This window comes from Chlamydiales bacterium (assembly GCA_031292375.1).
Classification (GTDB): domain Bacteria; phylum Chlamydiota; class Chlamydiia; order Chlamydiales; family VFKH01; genus JARLHF01.
In genome coordinates, this window is record JARLHF010000014.1 from 1 (window position 1) to 19,203 (window position 19,203).

At 38.1% G+C, this 19,203-nt stretch carries 16 protein-coding genes; 7 read left to right on the forward strand and 9 right to left on the reverse strand.

The annotated features are described in order from the left end of the window. The first annotated feature begins 149 nt into the window (after nt 1-149). Nucleotides 150-1,115: a hypothetical protein gene (locus tag P4L16_02400; protein ID MDR3623973.1), complete on the forward strand. Its 966-nt coding sequence runs from the start codon at nt 150-152 to the stop codon at nt 1,113-1,115. Between the two features lie 3 nt (nt 1,116-1,118). On the opposite strand, the gene P4L16_02405 is transcribed toward P4L16_02400, so the two are convergent. After that, nucleotides 1,119-1,409 (reverse strand): integration host factor subunit beta, encoded by a 291-nt coding sequence (locus tag P4L16_02405; protein MDR3623974.1) that lies wholly within the window; start codon nt 1,407-1,409, stop codon nt 1,119-1,121. Nucleotides 1,410-1,499: 90 nt separating this feature from the next. After that, nucleotides 1,500-2,774, reverse strand: a complete 1,275-nt coding sequence (tyrS, locus tag P4L16_02410) for a tyrosine--tRNA ligase (protein MDR3623975.1) — start codon at nt 2,772-2,774, stop codon at nt 1,500-1,502. 246 nt (nt 2,775-3,020) lie between these two features. On the opposite strand from tyrS, the gene yidC reads away from it, so the two are divergent. Both yidC and dnaA read left to right on the forward strand, forming a co-directional pair. After that, nucleotides 3,021-4,967, forward strand: a complete 1,947-nt coding sequence (yidC, locus tag P4L16_02415) for a membrane protein insertase YidC (protein ID MDR3623976.1) — start codon at nt 3,021-3,023, stop codon at nt 4,965-4,967. A gap of 9 nt (nt 4,968-4,976) precedes the next feature. Further along, nucleotides 4,977-6,347: a chromosomal replication initiator protein DnaA gene (gene dnaA, locus P4L16_02420; protein ID MDR3623977.1), complete on the forward strand. Its 1,371-nt coding sequence runs from the start codon at nt 4,977-4,979 to the stop codon at nt 6,345-6,347. On the opposite strand, the gene P4L16_02425 is transcribed toward dnaA, so the two are convergent. Next, on the reverse strand, nt 6,336-7,703 hold the full coding sequence (locus tag P4L16_02425; GenBank protein ID MDR3623978.1) for a sodium:alanine symporter family protein: 1,368 nt from the start codon (nt 7,701-7,703) through the stop codon (nt 6,336-6,338). The two genes, dnaA and P4L16_02425, sit on opposite strands and share 12 nt — an antisense overlap. Continuing rightward, a complete protein-coding gene (gene miaB, locus P4L16_02430; protein ID MDR3623979.1) occupies nt 7,704-9,047 on the reverse strand; it encodes a tRNA (N6-isopentenyl adenosine(37)-C2)-methylthiotransferase MiaB in 1,344 nt (447 codons plus the stop codon). Nucleotides 9,048-9,083: 36 nt separating this feature from the next. On the opposite strand from miaB, the gene P4L16_02435 reads away from it, so the two are divergent. The 3 genes from P4L16_02435 to rpsI all read left to right on the forward strand — a co-directional run bounded on the left by P4L16_02435 (nt 9,084) and on the right by rpsI (nt 10,531). Then, complete coding sequence (locus tag P4L16_02435) at nt 9,084-9,596, forward strand: CopD family protein (protein ID MDR3623980.1); 513 nt, start codon at nt 9,084-9,086, stop codon at nt 9,594-9,596. Nucleotides 9,597-9,677: 81 nt separating this feature from the next. Continuing rightward, nucleotides 9,678-10,124, forward strand: a complete 447-nt coding sequence (rplM, locus tag P4L16_02440) for a 50S ribosomal protein L13 (GenBank protein MDR3623981.1) — start codon at nt 9,678-9,680, stop codon at nt 10,122-10,124. Between the two features lie 14 nt (nt 10,125-10,138). Next, the gene (rpsI, locus tag P4L16_02445; protein ID MDR3623982.1) at nt 10,139-10,531 is read left to right on the forward strand and encodes a 30S ribosomal protein S9; all 393 of its coding nucleotides are present in this window, start codon (nt 10,139-10,141) and stop codon (nt 10,529-10,531) included. Nucleotides 10,532-10,900: 369 nt separating this feature from the next. Here rpsI and P4L16_02450 read toward each other — a convergent pair whose 3' ends face one another. The 5 genes from P4L16_02450 to P4L16_02470 are packed head-to-tail and all read right to left on the reverse strand — an operon-like array spanning nt 10,901 to nt 18,107. Then, nucleotides 10,901-12,175: an alkaline phosphatase family protein gene (locus P4L16_02450; GenBank protein ID MDR3623983.1), complete on the reverse strand. Its 1,275-nt coding sequence runs from the start codon at nt 12,173-12,175 to the stop codon at nt 10,901-10,903. Beyond that, the gene (locus P4L16_02455) at nt 12,172-14,265 is read right to left on the reverse strand and encodes a protein kinase family protein (GenBank protein MDR3623984.1); all 2,094 of its coding nucleotides are present in this window, start codon (nt 14,263-14,265) and stop codon (nt 12,172-12,174) included. Before P4L16_02455 ends, P4L16_02450 begins: the two co-directional genes overlap by 4 nt. Further along, nucleotides 14,258-14,392, reverse strand: a complete 135-nt coding sequence (locus tag P4L16_02460) for a hypothetical protein (GenBank protein MDR3623985.1) — start codon at nt 14,390-14,392, stop codon at nt 14,258-14,260. The genes P4L16_02455 and P4L16_02460 overlap by 8 nt, the downstream gene beginning before the upstream one ends. Further along, nucleotides 14,389-16,467 (reverse strand): protein kinase family protein, encoded by a 2,079-nt coding sequence (locus P4L16_02465; protein MDR3623986.1) that lies wholly within the window; start codon nt 16,465-16,467, stop codon nt 14,389-14,391. The genes P4L16_02460 and P4L16_02465 overlap by 4 nt, the downstream gene beginning before the upstream one ends. Then, nucleotides 16,464-18,107, reverse strand: a complete 1,644-nt coding sequence (locus P4L16_02470) for a protein kinase family protein (protein MDR3623987.1) — start codon at nt 18,105-18,107, stop codon at nt 16,464-16,466. Before P4L16_02470 ends, P4L16_02465 begins: the two co-directional genes overlap by 4 nt. 85 nt (nt 18,108-18,192) lie before the next feature. Between P4L16_02470 and P4L16_02475 the strand changes: the two genes are divergently transcribed. After that, nucleotides 18,193-19,170: a Gfo/Idh/MocA family oxidoreductase gene (locus P4L16_02475; GenBank protein ID MDR3623988.1), complete on the forward strand. Its 978-nt coding sequence runs from the start codon at nt 18,193-18,195 to the stop codon at nt 19,168-19,170. The last annotated feature ends 33 nt before the right edge of the window (nt 19,171-19,203 follow it).

Below are 19,203 nucleotides of genomic sequence, written 5' to 3' on the forward strand. Positions count from 1 at the left end.
TTAGAAAAATTGAAATTTTTTGAGTAGATTTATTGATAAATTTTTCAAGCATATGTGAACATATGCTTGAAAAATTTAACGATAAAGATGTCAAAAAAGACAATTTTAACAAGCAAATGTAATTACGCAAGAAGTCTAATAAAATACGCATGAAGTTTTTTGTTCTATTTTTACTTTTATTATGCAAATCCATTCAAGGATACTCAAACACTGCATGGGATCAAGATTTTGAGCCTTGGTGGAGCGGCACCCTTCTTACATCTCCTGGTGTTGTAGAAAAAGCAGGTCACATAACCAATAGAACTTTTTTCTATTACCAAAATGAATGTGATAAATATGATAGCCATTGGAACAGAATACAAAATGCACATTTTGTAACGATGACTTACAGAATTCAAACCTTTGTAGGGCTAGTCAAAAATATCGATCTTGAAAGTGATGTTTACTTTTTGCGCCAAGAAACACATCAACAAAAAGATGCTAATATCAGCAATTTCCAACTTCGTTTGGCCTACCAAATCCTGAAGGAACAAGAAAATTCTTTAAAACCAAACTGTCTAGTGTTTGTACGTGAAATTTTTCCACTTGGTAAACACGAACATCTCAACCCATCTAGACTTAAAACAGATGGTACAAGTGATGGCTGCTTCTATACTGTCTTTGGACTCTATGCAGAAAAAGTCTTCAAGAACTCAAAGGAACACTCCCTCAGAGTTGTTGGAAACTTCAATTATGGCATCAGGACTAATAGGGTTTCCTTATCGGGATACAATTTCTTTGGAGGAGATTACAATACAAAAGGGACGATACTACCTGGCAACTACCTCATATTAACTCTTGGCATAGAGCAGCATTTAACAAAACATTTAGAATTTGTCTTAGACCTATCCTACCAACATGTTAATAAAAATTCTTTCTATGGCTTTGCAGGGACAACTCCTTTATCACCAGCAACAATCAACACAAACTCCATTGAAAGCATCACTATAGTCCCTACGATAGCTTATAACTTCAATAAACACATGCACCTGGAATTAGGGGTTATTACATCCATTGCCGGCAGAAACACGAGCGCCATCTATACGCCCTCAATTGTCTTTAAAGCAAATTGGTAACTTTTATTCCGTTTCAATAAGCTGCTTCATCTTTTTGCCTGGCGTAAACTTCACAGCAGATCTTGCTGGTATTACGATAGGAACGGAAGCATCTTTTGGATTGCGTCCAATTTTCGGCTTTCTTTTAACTACTTCAAACACACCAAAATCGCGAAATTCTAAACGATCACCACTCGAAAGGGCATCTGTCATCTGGTCTAAAAAAGACTGAATAACCTGACGTACTGTGTTCGGGTGTAAATTAATATCTTGCGATATTGTCGAGATAAAATTCTTTTTAGTCATCGTGCTCATATTTTTCTAATCTCCATTTTCTAAACTCTTATAACGCACCATTTTAAAATCCTATGTAAACGTATGATTTTACTCTTAATCTATTTTCATTCAAGCAATAATTCCAACAATCATCTTATGTTTCTTTCCAACTGAGAGTAAAAACATCTTCTCTTCAATAAAGTCATCCATGACTATGACACGAAATTCGTCAATAACTTTTTGATTATTGATATACACACCACCACCTTGAATAAGCCGTCGTGCTTCTCCTTTGCTAGCAACAGCTTCTAACTTTACTAAAAGATCAATAAGCTTAACATTGATGAGCTCAACTTTAGAAAACGACTTACTCTTCATATCCTGAGCTAGATTTTCTAAAACATTTATATCTAAAATGGTATTTGAACCAGGAGATGCTCCTTTAGTTACCTTTAAAGCTATTTCCAAGCCATCTTTCCCATGAACGATACGAGTAACTTCTTCTGCAAGTTTCTTTTGAGCTGTATTTGCAATATAATCACTTTGCTGCATCTTATGCTCATAGTGATTAATTTCTTCCATATCCATAAAAGTGAGCATCTTCATTAGTGGTATCACATCCAAATCGGGTATACTAAAAAGATATTGATAAAATGTATAAGGCGATGTTTTTTCAGAAGATAGCCACACAGCCCCCTCCTCTGTTTTTCCAAACTTTTTACCATCACTTCTTTTTAAAAGAGGAAATGTAATACCAAACGCACTCTTACCCTGTACCTTGCGAATAAGCTCAGTACCTGCTGTTATATTACCCCACTGATCACTGCCACCGAGCTGGATTAGCACATTATGATGCTCTGAAAGATACAAAAAGTCATAGGCTTGTAAAATTTGATAACTAAATTCTGTAAAACTTAGCCCCTCTTCAGACTGCATACGTACCCGTACGCTCTCTTTTGACAACATTGAACCTATTCTAAAATTTTTTCCAACATCTCTCAAAAAATCTAAAAAAGAAAACTGCTTAAACCAATCAAAATTATTTAAAATAAAAGGCTTTGTACTCTCGTCATTAAAATTTAAAATAGCCTCTAGATTTTTACGTATTCCAAGAAGATTGTGAGCAAGTGTTTCTTGATCTAAAAGATTACGCTCCTTACTCTTTCCAGAAGGATCTCCTACCATTCCTGTTGCTCCACCCACAATTGCAACAGGTGTGTGTCCAAAGCGCTGAAACCAGGCAAGTCCCATAATAGGCACAAGATGCCCAAGATGCAAACTATCTCCTGTGGGATCAAATCCGGAATAAACTCTTTGAGGTGTTTTGACTAGAGTTTTAATTTCCTCACTTGTCATGGCCTCTATAAATCCACGTTCTACTAAAACATCAATTACGGTCTGCATCTTAAACTCTCAATTTATACACAAACAAGTTCAAGAATTGTTTTTTGACTCTCGCCAAAGCCCCGAGGCTCAACGATCATAATCAACTCAATATTAGCAATATGGAGTTGATTATGATCGTTGAACCGCGAAAGCTTTCGCGTTGTCAAGAACTAATTCTTGAACTTGTTTGTATATAACCTTTTAATCAAACGATGACTATGATAGAGTTTTTACTTTTAATCTGCATTGGAATCTTAACTTATTATGGATAAACGTACCCTAATTTTCATACTCTGCATTGGCGCAGTCTTTTTTGGACTTAACTATTACTTTGAAAATCAAAAAGAACAAGAGCGCTTAGAATGGTCTAAGAAAAAAGAATCTCTTGCCAAAACAAAAGAGGCAGCGCCTACACCTATCCCTGCAAAGGAAGAAGAGGTTAAAGAAAAATCGAAAGAGCTACTTTTTGTGCTTGAAAATACCTACCAGCAACTTGTTTTTTCTAACTATGGAGCTGCTCTCAAAGAAATTAACCTACCATTTAAAAATGATAAAACCCCAAACAGCTTGGTTCGAGAAATTGAGTTTGACCGCACAATGCAATCAGACTACCCCTACAATGATCATTTTCCGAGCTCTTCTTACTATACTCCTAGCAAAGAATCTACTTCTGAGCGCACCTTAAACACAAAAACGCAAATCGGTGGATACTATCCTCTCATTCGAAGGGATTTGGTTCTTTCTCCAAACCAAAATAAAATCACAGTGCCTCCTCGTTATTACGCTTTCAATATTGTGTCTGACTATCCAGAGCTTGCTGAACTTGTTTATGAAGTCAAAGAATTTGATGAAAATCATATCGTTTTTGAAGCAATTCAACAGCATAGACGTATTACAAAAACCTTTTCTCTTGCAAAAAACCCCGACAATCCATCTCAACATGTTCCCTACTTTATTGACCTCTCAATTAAGATTGAAGGGGATAGCAAAGGATTGTGGCTTACAACGGGCGTTCCAGAAGTAGAGCTTATTTCTGGCAGCTTTTCACCTGTCCTAAAATACCGCATCACAAGACAAAACAAAGCAGATGTCGAAACAATGGATCTACCCAAAGAGAAAGAGACCATTTCAGTAAGCTCTGTTTACCCCAATTGGGTCAGCAATTCCAATGGTTATCTAGGCATTATTCTTGGACCTGTCAATGAAACTGTTGGTGGCTACAAAATTCAGTATGTCCCAGGAAAACTTGCACCTACTAAACTTGTCGATATAGATGCGAAGTATGAGCGCTTTAAAATTAATGAATTTCCAGGTTATAACACGCTTCTTCCTTTAAAAGGTAATGAAGAGACGATAAATATGCGCATTTTTGCAGGACCTTATGCAGAGAGTGCTTTACATGCAGCAGACCTCGCTTTTTTTGATCCAGAAACTGGTTATGAGCCTGATTACACCGCATCTCAAAGCTTTCAAGGTTGGTTCTCATTTATATCAGAACCCTTTGCCAAGTTCTTGCTCATCCTCATGAACTTCTTTTACATGCTTACCTCGTCATGGGCTGCATCCATTGTACTACTAACAATTGCACTTCGCATAATGCTTTACCCTCTCAACGCTTGGTCATTTAAATCGATGAGACGCATGCAAGAGCTTGCACCAGAAGTTGCTGCTATCCAGGCTAAGCATAAAAAAGATCAGAAAAAAGCCCAGATGGAGATCATGAATCTCTATCGATCCAAACATGTCAACCCATTCACTGGCTGCCTTCCTATCTTGATCCAAATGCCCTTTTTGATTGGTATGTTTGATCTTTTAAAATCTACATTTGCCTTGAGAGGTGTTCCATTCATTCCCGGATGGATCGACAACTTAACTGCCCCAGATGTGCTTTTCAGCTGGAGCTACCCTATTCCCTTTGTTGGAACAGAGTTTCATCTTCTTCCATTCCTACTCGGTGCTGTCATGTATTTTCAGCAAAAGATGAGCTCCACTGCCCCCAAAGACCCGGCTCTTCTGACAGATCAACAAAGACAGCAAAAGTTTATGAGCAATATCATGGTCATCTTCTTTACAGTTATGTTTTATAACTTCCCATCGGGATTAAACATTTACTGGCTCTCTTCAATGCTCCTTGGCATATTACAACAATGGTATACCAATAAGCAACTAAGTCGTCCAAAACGCCCTACCGTAGAAGTCATGAAGGGGTAGTTAACGCCCATGAAGGCTTGGAACGACTTCTTACTATCTCAAGAGAAAGAATTGGGGTATGCCACTGTAAAAAAATGGCTTACCCCTTTAAAAGTTACAGGCTTTGATGCATGTAATCTTTACTTAGAAGCTAAAGATTCCTTTCAACTACATTGGTTTGAAGAACACGTACGCCCAATTATTCTTTCTCAATTTGTTAACAAAAATAACAAAAGAATTAAAGTTCACCTATCCATTGCAAAAAAAATAGCAGAGCAACTAGCTCCTTCAGTAAAAAAACTAGACAACAAAGAAAACAGACATCTTATAACTCCTGCATTTTCACTACGTTCAGACCCCATTGATGTGAGTCATACGCTAGACAACTTTGTCTCCTCGAAAAGTAATACAGTACCCTATAAGCTATTTTGCGAACTTGCAGGAATGGGAAATAAACAGAGTGTATCTCTTGGATCAATAAATCCCCTGTTCTTATCAGGACCTGCAGGTTCTGGAAAAACACATCTTCTAATGGCTCTTGCAACCTGGCTAAAAAGCCAAGGATTAAAAGTCATTTATACGCGTGCAGAGACATTTACAGAGCATGTTGTAAGCTCTATAAGGGCAGGTGAAATGCAATTTTTTAGAGAATCTTATAGAAATATCGATGCTCTTTTTATTGATGATATCGAAATTTTTTCTAGAAAAGGCGCAACTCAAGAAGAACTCTTTCATACCTTTAATAGCCTACATCTTGAAGGAAAACAGATCATTTTAAGCTCGAAAAACCTACCCAAAGATTTGCATGATATAGAACCAAGGCTTATCAGCCGTTTTGAGTGGGGAATTGTGCTTATCTTGGAGCCTCTACAAAAAGATGAAATGAAACAACTGCTTCTTCAAAAAATAGAAAGCATGAACATAAAATTACCAGAAAACACTATAGAATTTTTCCTAAATACGTTTAAAAATAGTTCTAAATCCCTTTTAAAAGCACTAGAAGCTCTAGTTCTTCGATCTCATCTAGAAGGCATCTCTGAAAAAAACACACCACTTTTTTCACTAGATCATATTAGAAATCTTCTTGCTGACCTTATAAAAATTGAAGAAGAAAGTATTTTAACACCGCGAAAAATCATTAAAACTGTTGCAGAATTTTATGGTATTCGCGTTGACGATATTCTTGGTAAAGCCCAAAGTAAAGAGTGCAGTTTTCCAAGACAGATGGCAATGTACTTATGCCGCAGTGAACTTCAACTTGCCTTCATGAAAATTGGAGATCTTTTTTCAAGAGACCACTCTACTGTAATGACAAGTATAAAACAGATTGAAAAAGCAAAAGCATCCGATCCAAATATCATGCACTCACTCACACATCTATCAAAAACATTAAAATCTTGAATTTTCTGTTTTAAGAAGTCTTTCAAATGCCCTTGTTTCTGATGCAACAACATGTGACAGCCCCAGAACACCAATCAAATTGGGAATTGCCATAAGGCCATTAGAGATATCAGCAAGACTCCAAACAACATCTAAACTAAGACCTGAGCCTAAAACCACAAATAATGTAAATAACAGGCGATACAAATTAATAGAGCGCTCGCCAAAAAGATACTCTATACACTTTTCCCCATAATAGGCCCAGCCAATGATTGTGGAATAAGCAAACAAGACAACACCTATCGTAACTATAAGCCCACCTCCTGGAAGTACAGAATCAAAAGCCCTCATCGTCAATGGCCCTCCATTAAGTAATTCTCCACTTTGGCCTACAGATCCAATTACTCCTGTTGTTGTAATGACAAGCCCAGTAATTGTACAAACTACAAGTGTTGCAAGAAAGGTACCTGTCATCGATATGAGCGCTTGGCGACCAGGAACATCTGTCTTAGCTGCCGCTGCTGCGATAGATGCTGTTCCAAGGCCTGCCTCATTAGAAAAAACACCTCTTGCAACACCCATCTGAATGGCAAGTAGCAAGCTAGATCCAACAAATCCACCAACTGCAGCTTGGCCTGTAAAGGCACTTTCTACGATAAGTACAAAGGCTTTTGGCAATTTATCATAAGAGATCACTAAAATTGCAAGACCACCAAGCAAATAAAGTAGAGCCATAACAGGAACAAGCACAGAAGAGACCTTACCTATACTCTTAACGCCCCCAAAGAGTACACAAGCTGTAAGAATCCCCAAAGAGATGCCTATCCACCAATGGTTAACAGGCAATAGCGTTTGAACTGCATCTGCAACAGAGTGCGACTGTACCATATTACCAGTCCCAAGAGCTGCCACTGCCCCAAAAAGTGCAAAAAGAATAGCAAGCCACTTACAACCAAATCCCCTTTCAATAAAGTACATAGGGCCACCTGCCATCTCGCCCCTCTTATCAACAATGCGGTACTTTACAGCAAGTATTGCCTCTGAATATTTTGTTGCCATCCCTACAAGTGCAGTTATCCACATCCAAAAAAGCGCACCCGCCCCTCCAATCATGATAGCTGTTGCAACACCTGCAATATTTCCAATACCAATTGTTGCAGCAAGAGACGTCATAAGAGATTGAAAGTGACTGATATCACCAGCCCCTTCCTTGTTGTGTCTAGAAAATGCTAATTTGAGGGCATACCCAAGATAGCAAAACTGTAATCCTCGAAGTAAAAAGGTAAGATAAACTCCTGTTCCCACAAGAAATATCAAGAGCGCAGGCCCCCAAACCCACCCATCAATACGCAGCAGCCATTGAGAAAGTAGACTCATTTAAACAATCCTTAAAGATGTTTGCAACTCACCAAGTAATGTTTGATTGCTAAAGCTATGCACTTGCACTTTTTGAAATGATCCAACCAAATTCTCATCACCTGAAAAAATGACATTCTTCCAACAGCGCGTGCGCCCTTTAAGGCGTTCATCTCCCCTATTCTTGCGCTCTACTAGCACTTCAACTTCTTGCCCCAGCATATTCTGAAAGCTCTTAGATGTTGTCTCTGCATATAGTGCAAGAAGCCTTTGCAATCTTTCTTGCTTTACTTCTTCTGGGATATCATCTTGCCAGCGCATCGCAGGGGTTCCCTTTCTAGGACTATAAGCGAAAAGAAAAGCAACAGAGTACTCAATTTCTTTTAAGAGCCTGTATGTCTCTTCAAAATCTTCATCTGTTTCAGTTGGAAAGCCCACGATAATATCTGTTCCCAAAGCAACATTGGGAACGATGGAACGCAACATCTCTACTTTCTCTAAATATTGCTCTACGGTGTAGATTCGATGCATTTTCTTCAAAATACGATTAGATCCTGCCTGAAGCGGAAAGTGGACAAATTCACAAAGAGAGGGCAAGTCCCTTATTGCTTCCATAAGTTCTCTTGTAATATCAACAGGATGGCTTGTCATAAAACGTACTCTGCCAACTCCTGGTATTTGATCTATTTTATAGAGAAGATCATGAAACAAGCAGTTCCACTCAGGCTTATCTTTTCCATAGCTATTGACATTCTGTCCAAGAAGTGTGATTTCCTTGTAGCCAGAGGCCACAAGATGGCGACATTCTTCCAAAATGCTTTCTGGAGGCCTTGAAACCTCCTGCCCTCTTGTGTAGGGAACAACACAATAAGTACAAAACTTATCACAACCCCTGATAATAGAAACAAAAGCTTTAACTGGATCTTCTCTTTTAGCAGCAAGGTAATCTAAATTTTCCTCAAACTGATCGTCTGTTCGAATAGCTTGCTTGCCTGTATCAATAACTTCATCTAAAACTTGGTTTAAGTCACCAATATTATTAGTACCCAAAACAAAATCAACATGGGGAAGCTTTCTAAAAAGAGTCTCTTTTTTTGCATTAGCCATACAACCAGTAACACCGATGACAGCTCTTTTTTGCTGTATCTTGCCAAGACTTGCAAGCTTGCCAATCTTTCCCATAACCTTGCGCTCGGCCAAGTCTCTGATAGAACATGTATTGAAAATTAAGAGATCCGCATCCGCTTCATCATTTGCTCTTGTAAGTCCTCTCTTTTCAAGCTGACCTATCATGAGCTCAGAATCTAGCTCATTCATCTGACATCCATAAGTGCGTATATAAAAACTTTTAAGTTTGCGCTGCATAATAAATGGCCCTAAAGTCAAAAAAAGTTGCATTAAATGAAGCGCTATTCTATCCCATTATATCTCTTTATGTACAGTGGTAATCTTATGGTTCTCTTAAAAGTTTTTCATGTCTTATGCGTATTTGTGTGGGTTGGCAACCTTGTAACTCTCACTGGGCTCTTAGGTTATTTCCCCAAAGAAGATGAGAAAATACAGCTGCGTCTAGCACAAATTTGTAAAAAAATCTATCTTATGGTGAATATTCCTTCTCTGGTTTTGGTTATCATTACAGGACTATTTCTTCTGCCTCAAACAAAATTTGGCGCATCTCTTGGCTGGTTTCATATGAAACTTACATTTGTTGTACTCCTTATCGTATGCGATCTAATTGCAGGCAGATTCATTCAAAAACTACAATTTCACCCCGCTGCTCAAAAATCTTTAAAATATAAAATACTACATGCTGCGACTGTTCTATGCCTGATAGGTATTCTTTGCAGCATCTATCTTGTCAGAAATAAAGAGATGGAAATTCGCTCTCGCATCAAACAAGAACTTAACATGTAAAAACAAGTTGGCAAAAATAGTAGAAAACAGCTATAGTTTGCCCTTTCAAGTTTCAATTAATCGAAAAGGTTTATAAGCATCATGCAACCTAAAAACAAAAATACAACAGTTATGCAAAACAGAGAGAAAATTAAGCGCTCATGGTTTATCCTAGATGCCTCTGGGAAAACTTTAGGACGCTTTGCCTCTGAAGTTGCAAAAATTCTTCGCGGAAAACATAAGACTTGCTTTACACCGCACGTTGATTGCGGTGATGGTGTGATTATCATCAACGCTGAAAAAATTCGCGTAACAGGAGCAAAAGAAGCTCAAAAAATTTACACTTACTATACAGGTTACATGAGCGGGATGAGAGAAATTCCCTACCGTAACATGATGGCTCGTAACCCTACATACATCATCGAACACGCTGTGAAGGGCATGATGCCAAAGACTCGTCTTGCAAAAGCACAAGTAAAGAAATTGCGTATCTTCAAAGGCGATAAACATAGTATGGATCCTCAACAACCTATTTCCGCAACGATCTAAGGAAGAAATAATTTATGACTCTACAAGAAACTACAGCAACAGGCCGAAGAAAAACTGCAGTAGCAGCTGTTCGCTTAAGACCTGGTAACGGTACTATCGAAGTAAATGGACGTGCTTTCAATGAGTACTTTCCTCTAGACCTACAAAGAGCTACGATTTTATCTCCTCTCAACAAGTATGGCATCGAAAATAACTATGATATGATCATTCGTGTTAAAGGTGGTGGTATCGAAGGCCAAGTGATTGCCATTCGTCTTGGAATCACACGTGCTCTTGTTAAAGAAGATGAAAACAAACGACATGACTTTAAGTCTCTTGGCTTCCTAACTCGCGATCCTCGTAAGAAAGAGCGTAAGAAATATGGTCAGCCTGGTGCTCGTAAGCGCTTCCAGTTCTCCAAACGTTAATATTTACCTGGTTCCTAGGGCTCCCAGCCTTCCTAGGGCTCCCAGTCTTCCTAGGGCTCCCAGCCTTCCTAGGGCGTTGCCCTAGGCTTTTATAATGCAGGGTTTCACCCTGCGATATCATCGCGGATGCCATAGGCTTTTATAATGCAGGGTTTCACCCTGCGATATCATCGCGGATGCCATAGGCTTTTATAATGCAGGGTTTCACCCTGCGATATCATCGCGGATGCCATAGGTTTTTATAATGCAAGGTTTCACCCTGAATATGGCTATGTGGGGTTATTTTCAGGCTGAAAGCCTGATTTATAAAAGCCTAGGGCATCCGCCCTAGGTAAAACCAGAGATGATATTGCAGGGTGAAGCCCTGCGTTATAGTTTTGTGAACAAGAATAAGGAGTGCATCTCTTCTGGCGTTAGCCCACCATGCGATGCATAAAAATTCTGCTCAAAGCGCCCTTTCTGATGCCACCAGATGCTTTCATTAGCGTAAGGGAGTATCACAAGATTACCAACACGCTTCAAAAACTCTTGAGAAGGCCTTTTTAAACCAAAAAATCCATTTTCTATGAGATCTGAAGTTAGATATACTTCTGCAATCCCTTTAAGAGCATTTCTTAACATATCTAAAACAGGTTTTAAACGTTTTGGTTTTATATGTAAAAAAAAGTCCCTACTCGAACCCGCAGGGACAAGAGGTTCGCCCTTAGCATTACAAATAAATTCATCTACAATTCCTGGAAACATTTCATTTAACTGAATCGTTGTTTTAGGATCGAGCGAAATCATTCCATGGTCTGCAGTTACAATGCAAGCAACCCTTTTTCCAAGAGAATCTACTTTCTTCCAAAAATGCTCTTCCATAACTTTCCAACAAGAGTCTACGGCATGAGCAAATTCAGAGGATTGAATACCAGAGCGGTGCCCCACCGTATCTATATCACCAAAGTATAGATGGATATAAACTGGATTTGTTGATGACTCCACAAGTAGATTCACACTCTTTTCCAACCCTTCCGTTAAACTTGTAAAGGGATGCACATTAGCCCCCTTACACATGGCACTAGAATAAAATGAATGAGCAATTGATTCATGCTGCAAAACATGGGAATCAACACCATGCTTATTTAACTCTTCATAAATAGTGTGTTTTGGAAAAAACTGCTCTGGAGGTATCTTAGCATCACACAATGTATTTACAGAGCGATCTCCTGCATAGCAAAAGGGAAGTGGTGCAATCATACGATCTACAAGCGGCTCATAATAAAACCACTCATAAATACCACTTTGACCAACCTCCATTCCAGTACTGAGAGTAGTTATGTGCGCAGCGGTTGTCGATGGAAACTGCGCAGAAATTTTTGTTACAATACCATCAGAAGCAAAACGACGTAAAAAAGGATATTCTGATGCATACTGATCAAAAAAACGAAAACCAAAGCCATCTACTAAAAACAGAAGCACACAATCGTATTTGTCCCATACTCCACCAATAGCATCTTCTGGAAGAGAATGAGTGCTCTTTCCTGTCAACAATCTTATAACGGTCTCTGGTATCCTTGCAAATGAGTAAGTATCATACAAAGGCTTTACAAAGTACTTAGAGAAACGAGCACTATCTACTGCTGCAATTGATTTATCATTCACGACGTGGCCATAATGAATCCCAACTGTGTTTCATATTTTTCAAGAACTTCAGATGCTAAAAGGCGCTTGCTAGGATCTTTTTGCAAAAGATCAAATACAAGCTCTCCAAAAGGCGATGTCCTTCTAAATGCCTGTACTAACGCCTCAGTTGGCATCCTATTTCCATTAAGCATCGTATAAATCGTACAGCCAAGAGCCCACATATCATGCTTAAACGTGGTCACATTTGCTAACTGTTCTGGTTTATTAAAATTGCTTATATATTCTGGAGAGCAAAATGCACGAGTTCCATTTGCTTGCTGCTTTCCTATTAGATCTGTATCATCAAGGGCAATTCCAAAATCTGCAATATAAGCACGTCCCTTCGCATCTAAAAATACATTTCCAGGCTTAATATCTCTATGAATTACACCCTTTTTTTCTAACTCTTGTGCGCCTTTAAGCAGGTCTAAAGCAATTTGTGCTTTTTGCTTTGGACTCAACTTACCAGACCGGACAGTTGAAAAAAGATCTCTTTCATAAAGAGGCTGAATAAAAAATGTTTTAGCAACATTCCCATTCACTTTTACACATTGAATTGCTTGAGCAATTCCAGGTGAATCCTTAAAACGCTGAAGAAAACTAAACTCTCGTGCCATAGCAAGGCTGCCACTAGGATCTTTTGAACTCCTCTGGCCCCTGTCTACCAAACGCGCAACGGCAAGAGGCTCTCCTGTATCAAAATTACATGCTAAACGCACTTTTTTAAAACCACCCTCTCCAAGTTTTTTATCACCATGTAATCGTTCTTTGTTAAAATGGATAAATACAGTACCATCAGCATTAAATTGGATACCTCTTGCAAGATTATGAGGAGGCTTATTTGCTCTTACATAAGAAACTTGATCTAAGCTATTGGCAGCTTCTTTTTGTTTTTCTTCTCGGTAAAGAGCAATATAACTACAAATATTTTTAATTTCTTCAAGAGGAATGCTAGAAATACCCACCCTGTGAATAGCATTTCCAACTCTAAAATAAGCAGCTTTTTCTTTCCTGTGACTATCTGCTATTTTTTCTGTAGTATCTGATTCTCTAGCGCTAAATGTAAATGTCTTATCCCATTTTGCCTCATGAAATATCACCGCAACCCATCTCTTTTTAGGAGCACTCACCTCAGATTGTTTTGATTGATCAAAGTAAATAAAAATGTCGCCAGAAGCATCAAATCGAATACCTATGCCAAGACTCAAAAAACTATCTTCATAACTGATATACTTAAGAGACTTTTTCATCTCCTTTAGTTTATCTTCTTGATGAGTCACAATGTAATTACATACCTCTAAAAGCTTTTGTGATGAAATTGTAACACCTGCATCCCTTACAGTAGTTTGAAAGTAATGAAATATGTTTTGGGCCCTAGCAGCGTTCAGTATAGCAAGCCCCTCTTCATCACATGCCAGATGTTCTTGACTATCAGCGTTAATTATAAAATCCTTTCCAGGAATATTGCTTTTACAATGAATAAATACAGTACCATCAGAATAGAATAGAAACCCTTTAACAAGGCCCGAAGGATCTGGTTGATAAACTACATGTGCTGCGCTATCTCCTGCTTGCTTACACAATTTTTGTCTATTTAGCGCAATATACGTACACATTTTTGAAAAAGGTTCTAAAGAAACTTTAACACTTGCACTCTCCATTGTCTTTTTCAAGCCTTGGAAAGAAACTGGGTTAAAACTTCGAAGTAACTCTTGAAATGTACCTGATTTTGCAGCTTCAAATACAACTTGCTTTGATACTCCCAGTCGTTTTGCAGCGCTGCGAATATTGATTAGTATAGATTCTTCTTTTCCATCCTTCTTTATGGTTACTGGAACCCACAACCTAAAGATAGAAAGGCCTTTTGCATGAGCAAGCTTCTCTTGTGCTTCTTTAAATCCTTGTTCACTAAGCCTTACTGCTGCTAAATTAACCATTTTATCATTTTCTGATACAACAAGACGTACCATTTTTCGCCCACCGCCAAAAAAACGAGAGGTCGGTGTTGCCTCTGTGTTATCACGCACATCTAGCTTTAATGGATCAAAGGAAGGATTCATCTCATTCATGCATACCACCAAAAATATATGTCAAACTCTCTTCGTATCTTTTAAGAGAGTAAGTATCATACAAAGGCTTTGCAAAGTACTTAGAGAAACGAGCACTATCTACTGCTACAATTGATTTATTATTCATGATATTTCTGCAATACGTTTCAACAGTGTTTCATATTTTGCAAGAGCCTCAGACGCTAAAAGGCGCTTGCTAGGATCATTTTGCAGAAGATCATATAAAAGCCACCTCACAGTGCCGTTTTCCAAAGAATTCTTTGGTTTTTCTATTGGGATATTAGGCGCGCGCGCATAGTGCATTATATAAATCGTACGACCAAGAGCCCACATATCATGCTTAAACGTGGTCACATCTGCCAATTGTTCTTTTTTAGCATGCTCATACTCTGGAGAATAAAATCCTGCAGTTCCAGCTCTGTGCCCTTTTGCTTGTAGATCCCTATCATTATCAAGAGCGAGTCCAAAATCTGCAATATAAGCATCTCCCTTTGCATCTAAAAATATATTTTCAGGCTTAATATCTCTATGAATTACCCCTTTTTTTTCTAATTCTTGTGCGCCTTTAAGTAGATCTAATATAATTTGCGCCTCTTTTTTTGGATTTAAATCCTTTCCTATAGCCTCATTAAGATTTCTACTATAAATAGGCTGAATAAAAAACATCTTAGCAACATTTCCATCTACTTTTACACATTGAGTCGCTTGAGCAATTCCAGGTGAATCCTTAAAACGCTGAAGAAAACCAAACTCGCGCTCCACAGCAGCTGTAGCAGATGTATATTTTTTGCTTTTAAGTATCAAACGCGCAACAGCAAGAGGCTCTCCCGTATCAAAATTAAGTGCTAAACGCACTTTCTTATAACTACCCCTTCCAAGCTCCCTATCCCCTAATTTTTTTTTATTAAAATGGATAAATACAGTACCATCCGCATTAAACTGAATTGCCCTACAAGGATGATCTGGATTATCCTTAGGCTTGCGCGCCTTTACGTAAGACACTTTTTCCAAACTACTAGCCGCTTCTTTTTGTTTTTCCTTTCGATTACATGTAATATAACCACAGATCTTTTCAACTTCTTCAGAGGTAATATTAGGAATATGAGCTTGAATAGCATCTTTAACTCTAGAATAAGATGCTTTTACATTAGGTGCATTACGATAAGACTCTCTTGCTGCCCTGTAGCTATCTGCTATTTTTTTTGTAGTATCGGACTCTGTAGAGTTAAATGTAAGTACCTTAATCAATTTTGTTTCATGAAATTTCACCGCAACCCATGCCTCAGATCGCTCCGGTTTATTAAAATGAACAAAAACCTCTCCTGAAGTATTAAATTGAATACCCATGCCAAGATTCAAAAAACAATCTTCATAACTACTGTGGTCTTGTGACTTCTTTGCTTCTTCTAACTTAGTCTCTTCATAAGTTGCAATATAGTTATATACCTTTAAAAGCTCTTGTGATGAAATTATAATACCAGCATCTCTCACAGTAGTTTGAAAGTAACTAAACGCGTTTTTAGCGCGCACTGCAGCACCCCGGTTCACATCACATACCAACTGTTCTTGACTATCAGCATTAATTATAAAATCCTTTCCAGGAATATTGCTTTTACAATGAATGAATACAGTACCATCAGAACAGAATAGAAACCCTTTAACAAAACCTGAAGGATCTGGTTGATAAACCATACTTCCTTCTACAGGCCTACACAATTTTTGTCTATTTAGCGCAATATACGTACACATTTTTGAAAAAGGTTCTAAAGAAACTTTAACACCTGCACTCTCCATTGTCTTTTTCAAGCCTTGGAAAGAAACTGGGTTAAAACTTCGAAGTAACTCTTGAAATGTACCTGATTTTGCAGCTTCAAATACAACTTGCTTTGATACTCCCAATCGTTTTGCAGCGCTGCGAATATTGATTAATATAGATTCTTCTTTTCCATCCTTCTTTATGGTTACTGGAACCCACAACCTAAAGATAGAAAGGCCTTTTGCATGAGCAAGCTTCTCTTGTGCTTCTTTAAATCCTTGTTCACTAAGCCTTGCTGCTGCTAAATTAACCATTTTATCATTTTCTGATACAACAAGACGTACCATTTTTCGCCCACCGCCAAAAAAACGAGAGGTCGGTGTTGCCTCTGTGTTATCACGCACATCTAGCTTTAATGGATCAAAGGAGGGATTCATCTCATTCATACACACCCAAAAATGCGTTTCAAATGGGGCTCGTACATCGCAAGGGCTTTAGCTGCTGACAAACGTTCCTTAGGATCTTTTCGCAGAAGATCTCGAACAAGCCATTTTAAAGGCTCTTTTTCCAAAGGTTCCGTTGGCTCTCTCTCTATTCCAAACCACTCATCACTACCAGAAACAATAAAATGAATCACACGACCAAGAGCCCATATATCATGCTTAGATGTGGTCGCATCTTTTAAGTTACTATTCTTTTCTATAGCATTACGATACTCTGGAGAATAGTATTCGCTATCTCCAGCGCTCTTTCCTTTATTTTCCAAATCCAGATTTTCAACAGCAGACTCAAAATGCGCAATATAAGCATGATTATTCTTATCAAGAAGTATATTTTTAGGCTTAATATCTCTATGGATCACACCCTCTTCCGCCAATGCTTTTGCACCTCTAAGTAGTTCTAAAGCAATTTGTGCCTTTTGCTTTGGGCTCAACTCGCCAGACCGGACAGCCGAATAAAGATCTCTTTCATAAAGAGGCTGAATAAAAAATGTCTCAGCAATTTCTCCTTTTACTGTTACACATTGCGTTATTTGAGCAATTCCTGACTTATTTTCAAAGCGCTTGAGAAAATCAATCTCTTGCATCCTATCCAGACGTGTAACGGTGAAAAGCTCTTTTGTATCAAAATTTATTGCCAAATGTATATTTTTAGGGGTAGTTACTTTAGATCGTTCATCAAATATCTTTTTATTAAAATGAATAAATACAGTGCCATCAGCATTAAATTGAACATCTCTTGCAAGGTTATGAGGAGGTTCATTTTTCCTTACATAGGAGACCCCTTCCGAGCTATTAACCGCCTTTTTTTGTTTTTCTTTTCGGTAAAAAATAATATAGTTACTTATCTCTCTAATTTCTTTATCGGAAATCCCATTTTCAAACCTATACAGAGCTGTTTGAAAAGCCTTAAAAGCACTTTGAGCATGGATAATATTTTCATCTAATTCTTTACTATATTCTGATAGATTTTTTGCTTTTGGCGCATCAAACACAACTTGTTCTTGGCTACCAAAATTCACTGCAAAATCTCTACTTTCTCCTTTAAAATGCATCCATACAGCACCACTCTTAGAAAATAAAAGACCATCACAGAGGCCAGAAGGGTCTGGTTGATAACTTGGCCCCGCTTTACAGAAAGCATCTCTATTTGAATTAATAAACGCGCGCATTTCTGAAGATAACTTTGAAAAAGCTGTAATACATGCTTTACTTTCGCTGATTAAATCTTGAAAGGTACCTGATTTTGCAGCTTCAAATACAGCTTTTCTTGACACACCCAGGCGTTTTGCGACGCTGCGAATATTGACTAATATATGCTCTTCTTTGTCTCCTTTTTTTATGATTACTGGTACCCAGCACCTAAAAATAGAAAGACTTTTTTCTTTAGCAAGTTCTTTTTTTGCGTCTTCAAATTTTTCTGAACTAAGCCTTGCTGCCACCATGTTAAACATCTTATCCTTTTCTAATACAACAAGACGTACCATTTTTCGCCCGCCGCCAAAAAGGTGAGAGCTTGGCGCTGCATCTGTGTTATCACGCACCTCTAACTTTAATGGAACAAAGTAAGGATTTATCTGGCTCATATTCTTCCATATATAAATAATTTTATACATATACGCTTCTGCATTTAATTTGCAATTTTTATTACTCATTCATAGTATGAATCTCATGCGCAACTTAAAAAAAGATCCTATCAAACTTGGCATACTCGGATGCGGCAGTTTTGCAACAAGGCGTATCCTACCCGCCGCACAAGAAGCAGGTATCATCAAAATTACCTGCTTACAAAAACGTGACCTTGCAGCGGGCAGAAAAATTGCAGAGACCTTTCATATCCCTCATGTCGTTACAAGTCGGGATGAACTTTTAAGCCATCTTGATGTAGAAGCTGTGATGATCTGCACACCTAATCATATGCATGAAGAAGATGCGCTTGCATGTGCCTTTCATAAAATGCCAACATTATGCGAAAAGCCCCTTGCCCCTACCTCTTTGGCCATTAAAAACATGCTTCAAGCATTCCAAAACTCATATACGCTTTTTTTTGTGGGACACTCTCTTCGCTTCAAACCTTGTGTATTACAAACAAAGAAACTTCTGCAAGAACATGCTCTTGGTGAGCTTTTAAGAATACGTGTACATTTCTCTATTCCTGTTCCAAAGGAAAGCTGGAAATACAAAAAGGCTTTTGGAGGAGGTGTACTACAAGATATCGGTGTACATCTTATTGATTTTATCCACTTTATCTCTGATCAAGAGATTATTTCTATATCAGCAATGGCTAATATAGAAGAAGTAGATCAAACAGTTTTAGCAAGCTTTAGACTTTCAAATGGAGCCCTTGCCTCTCTAGAATGCTCTTTTGAAAGCCCACTGGATAGCGGCTTTGAAGTTGTTGGGTCCAAATCTAGGCTCGTCAGTTATGCATCTCTTAGGCAAACTCTCGATCCTGTTGAATCCTTTTGCCATATCTTAGAAGATGGCACCAAAGTCTATTTTCCAGTGCAAGCATCCAACGTCTATGTAGAGGAATTAAAACATTTTGCTACAAGCATCATCGAAAAAAAATCAAGCATCATCCCAGCAGAAATTGCCTTAAAAAATGCGTTAATCATCGAAGAAATTTATACTAAACTTCTTGCGTAATTACATTTGCTTGTTAAAGTTGTTTTTTTTAGC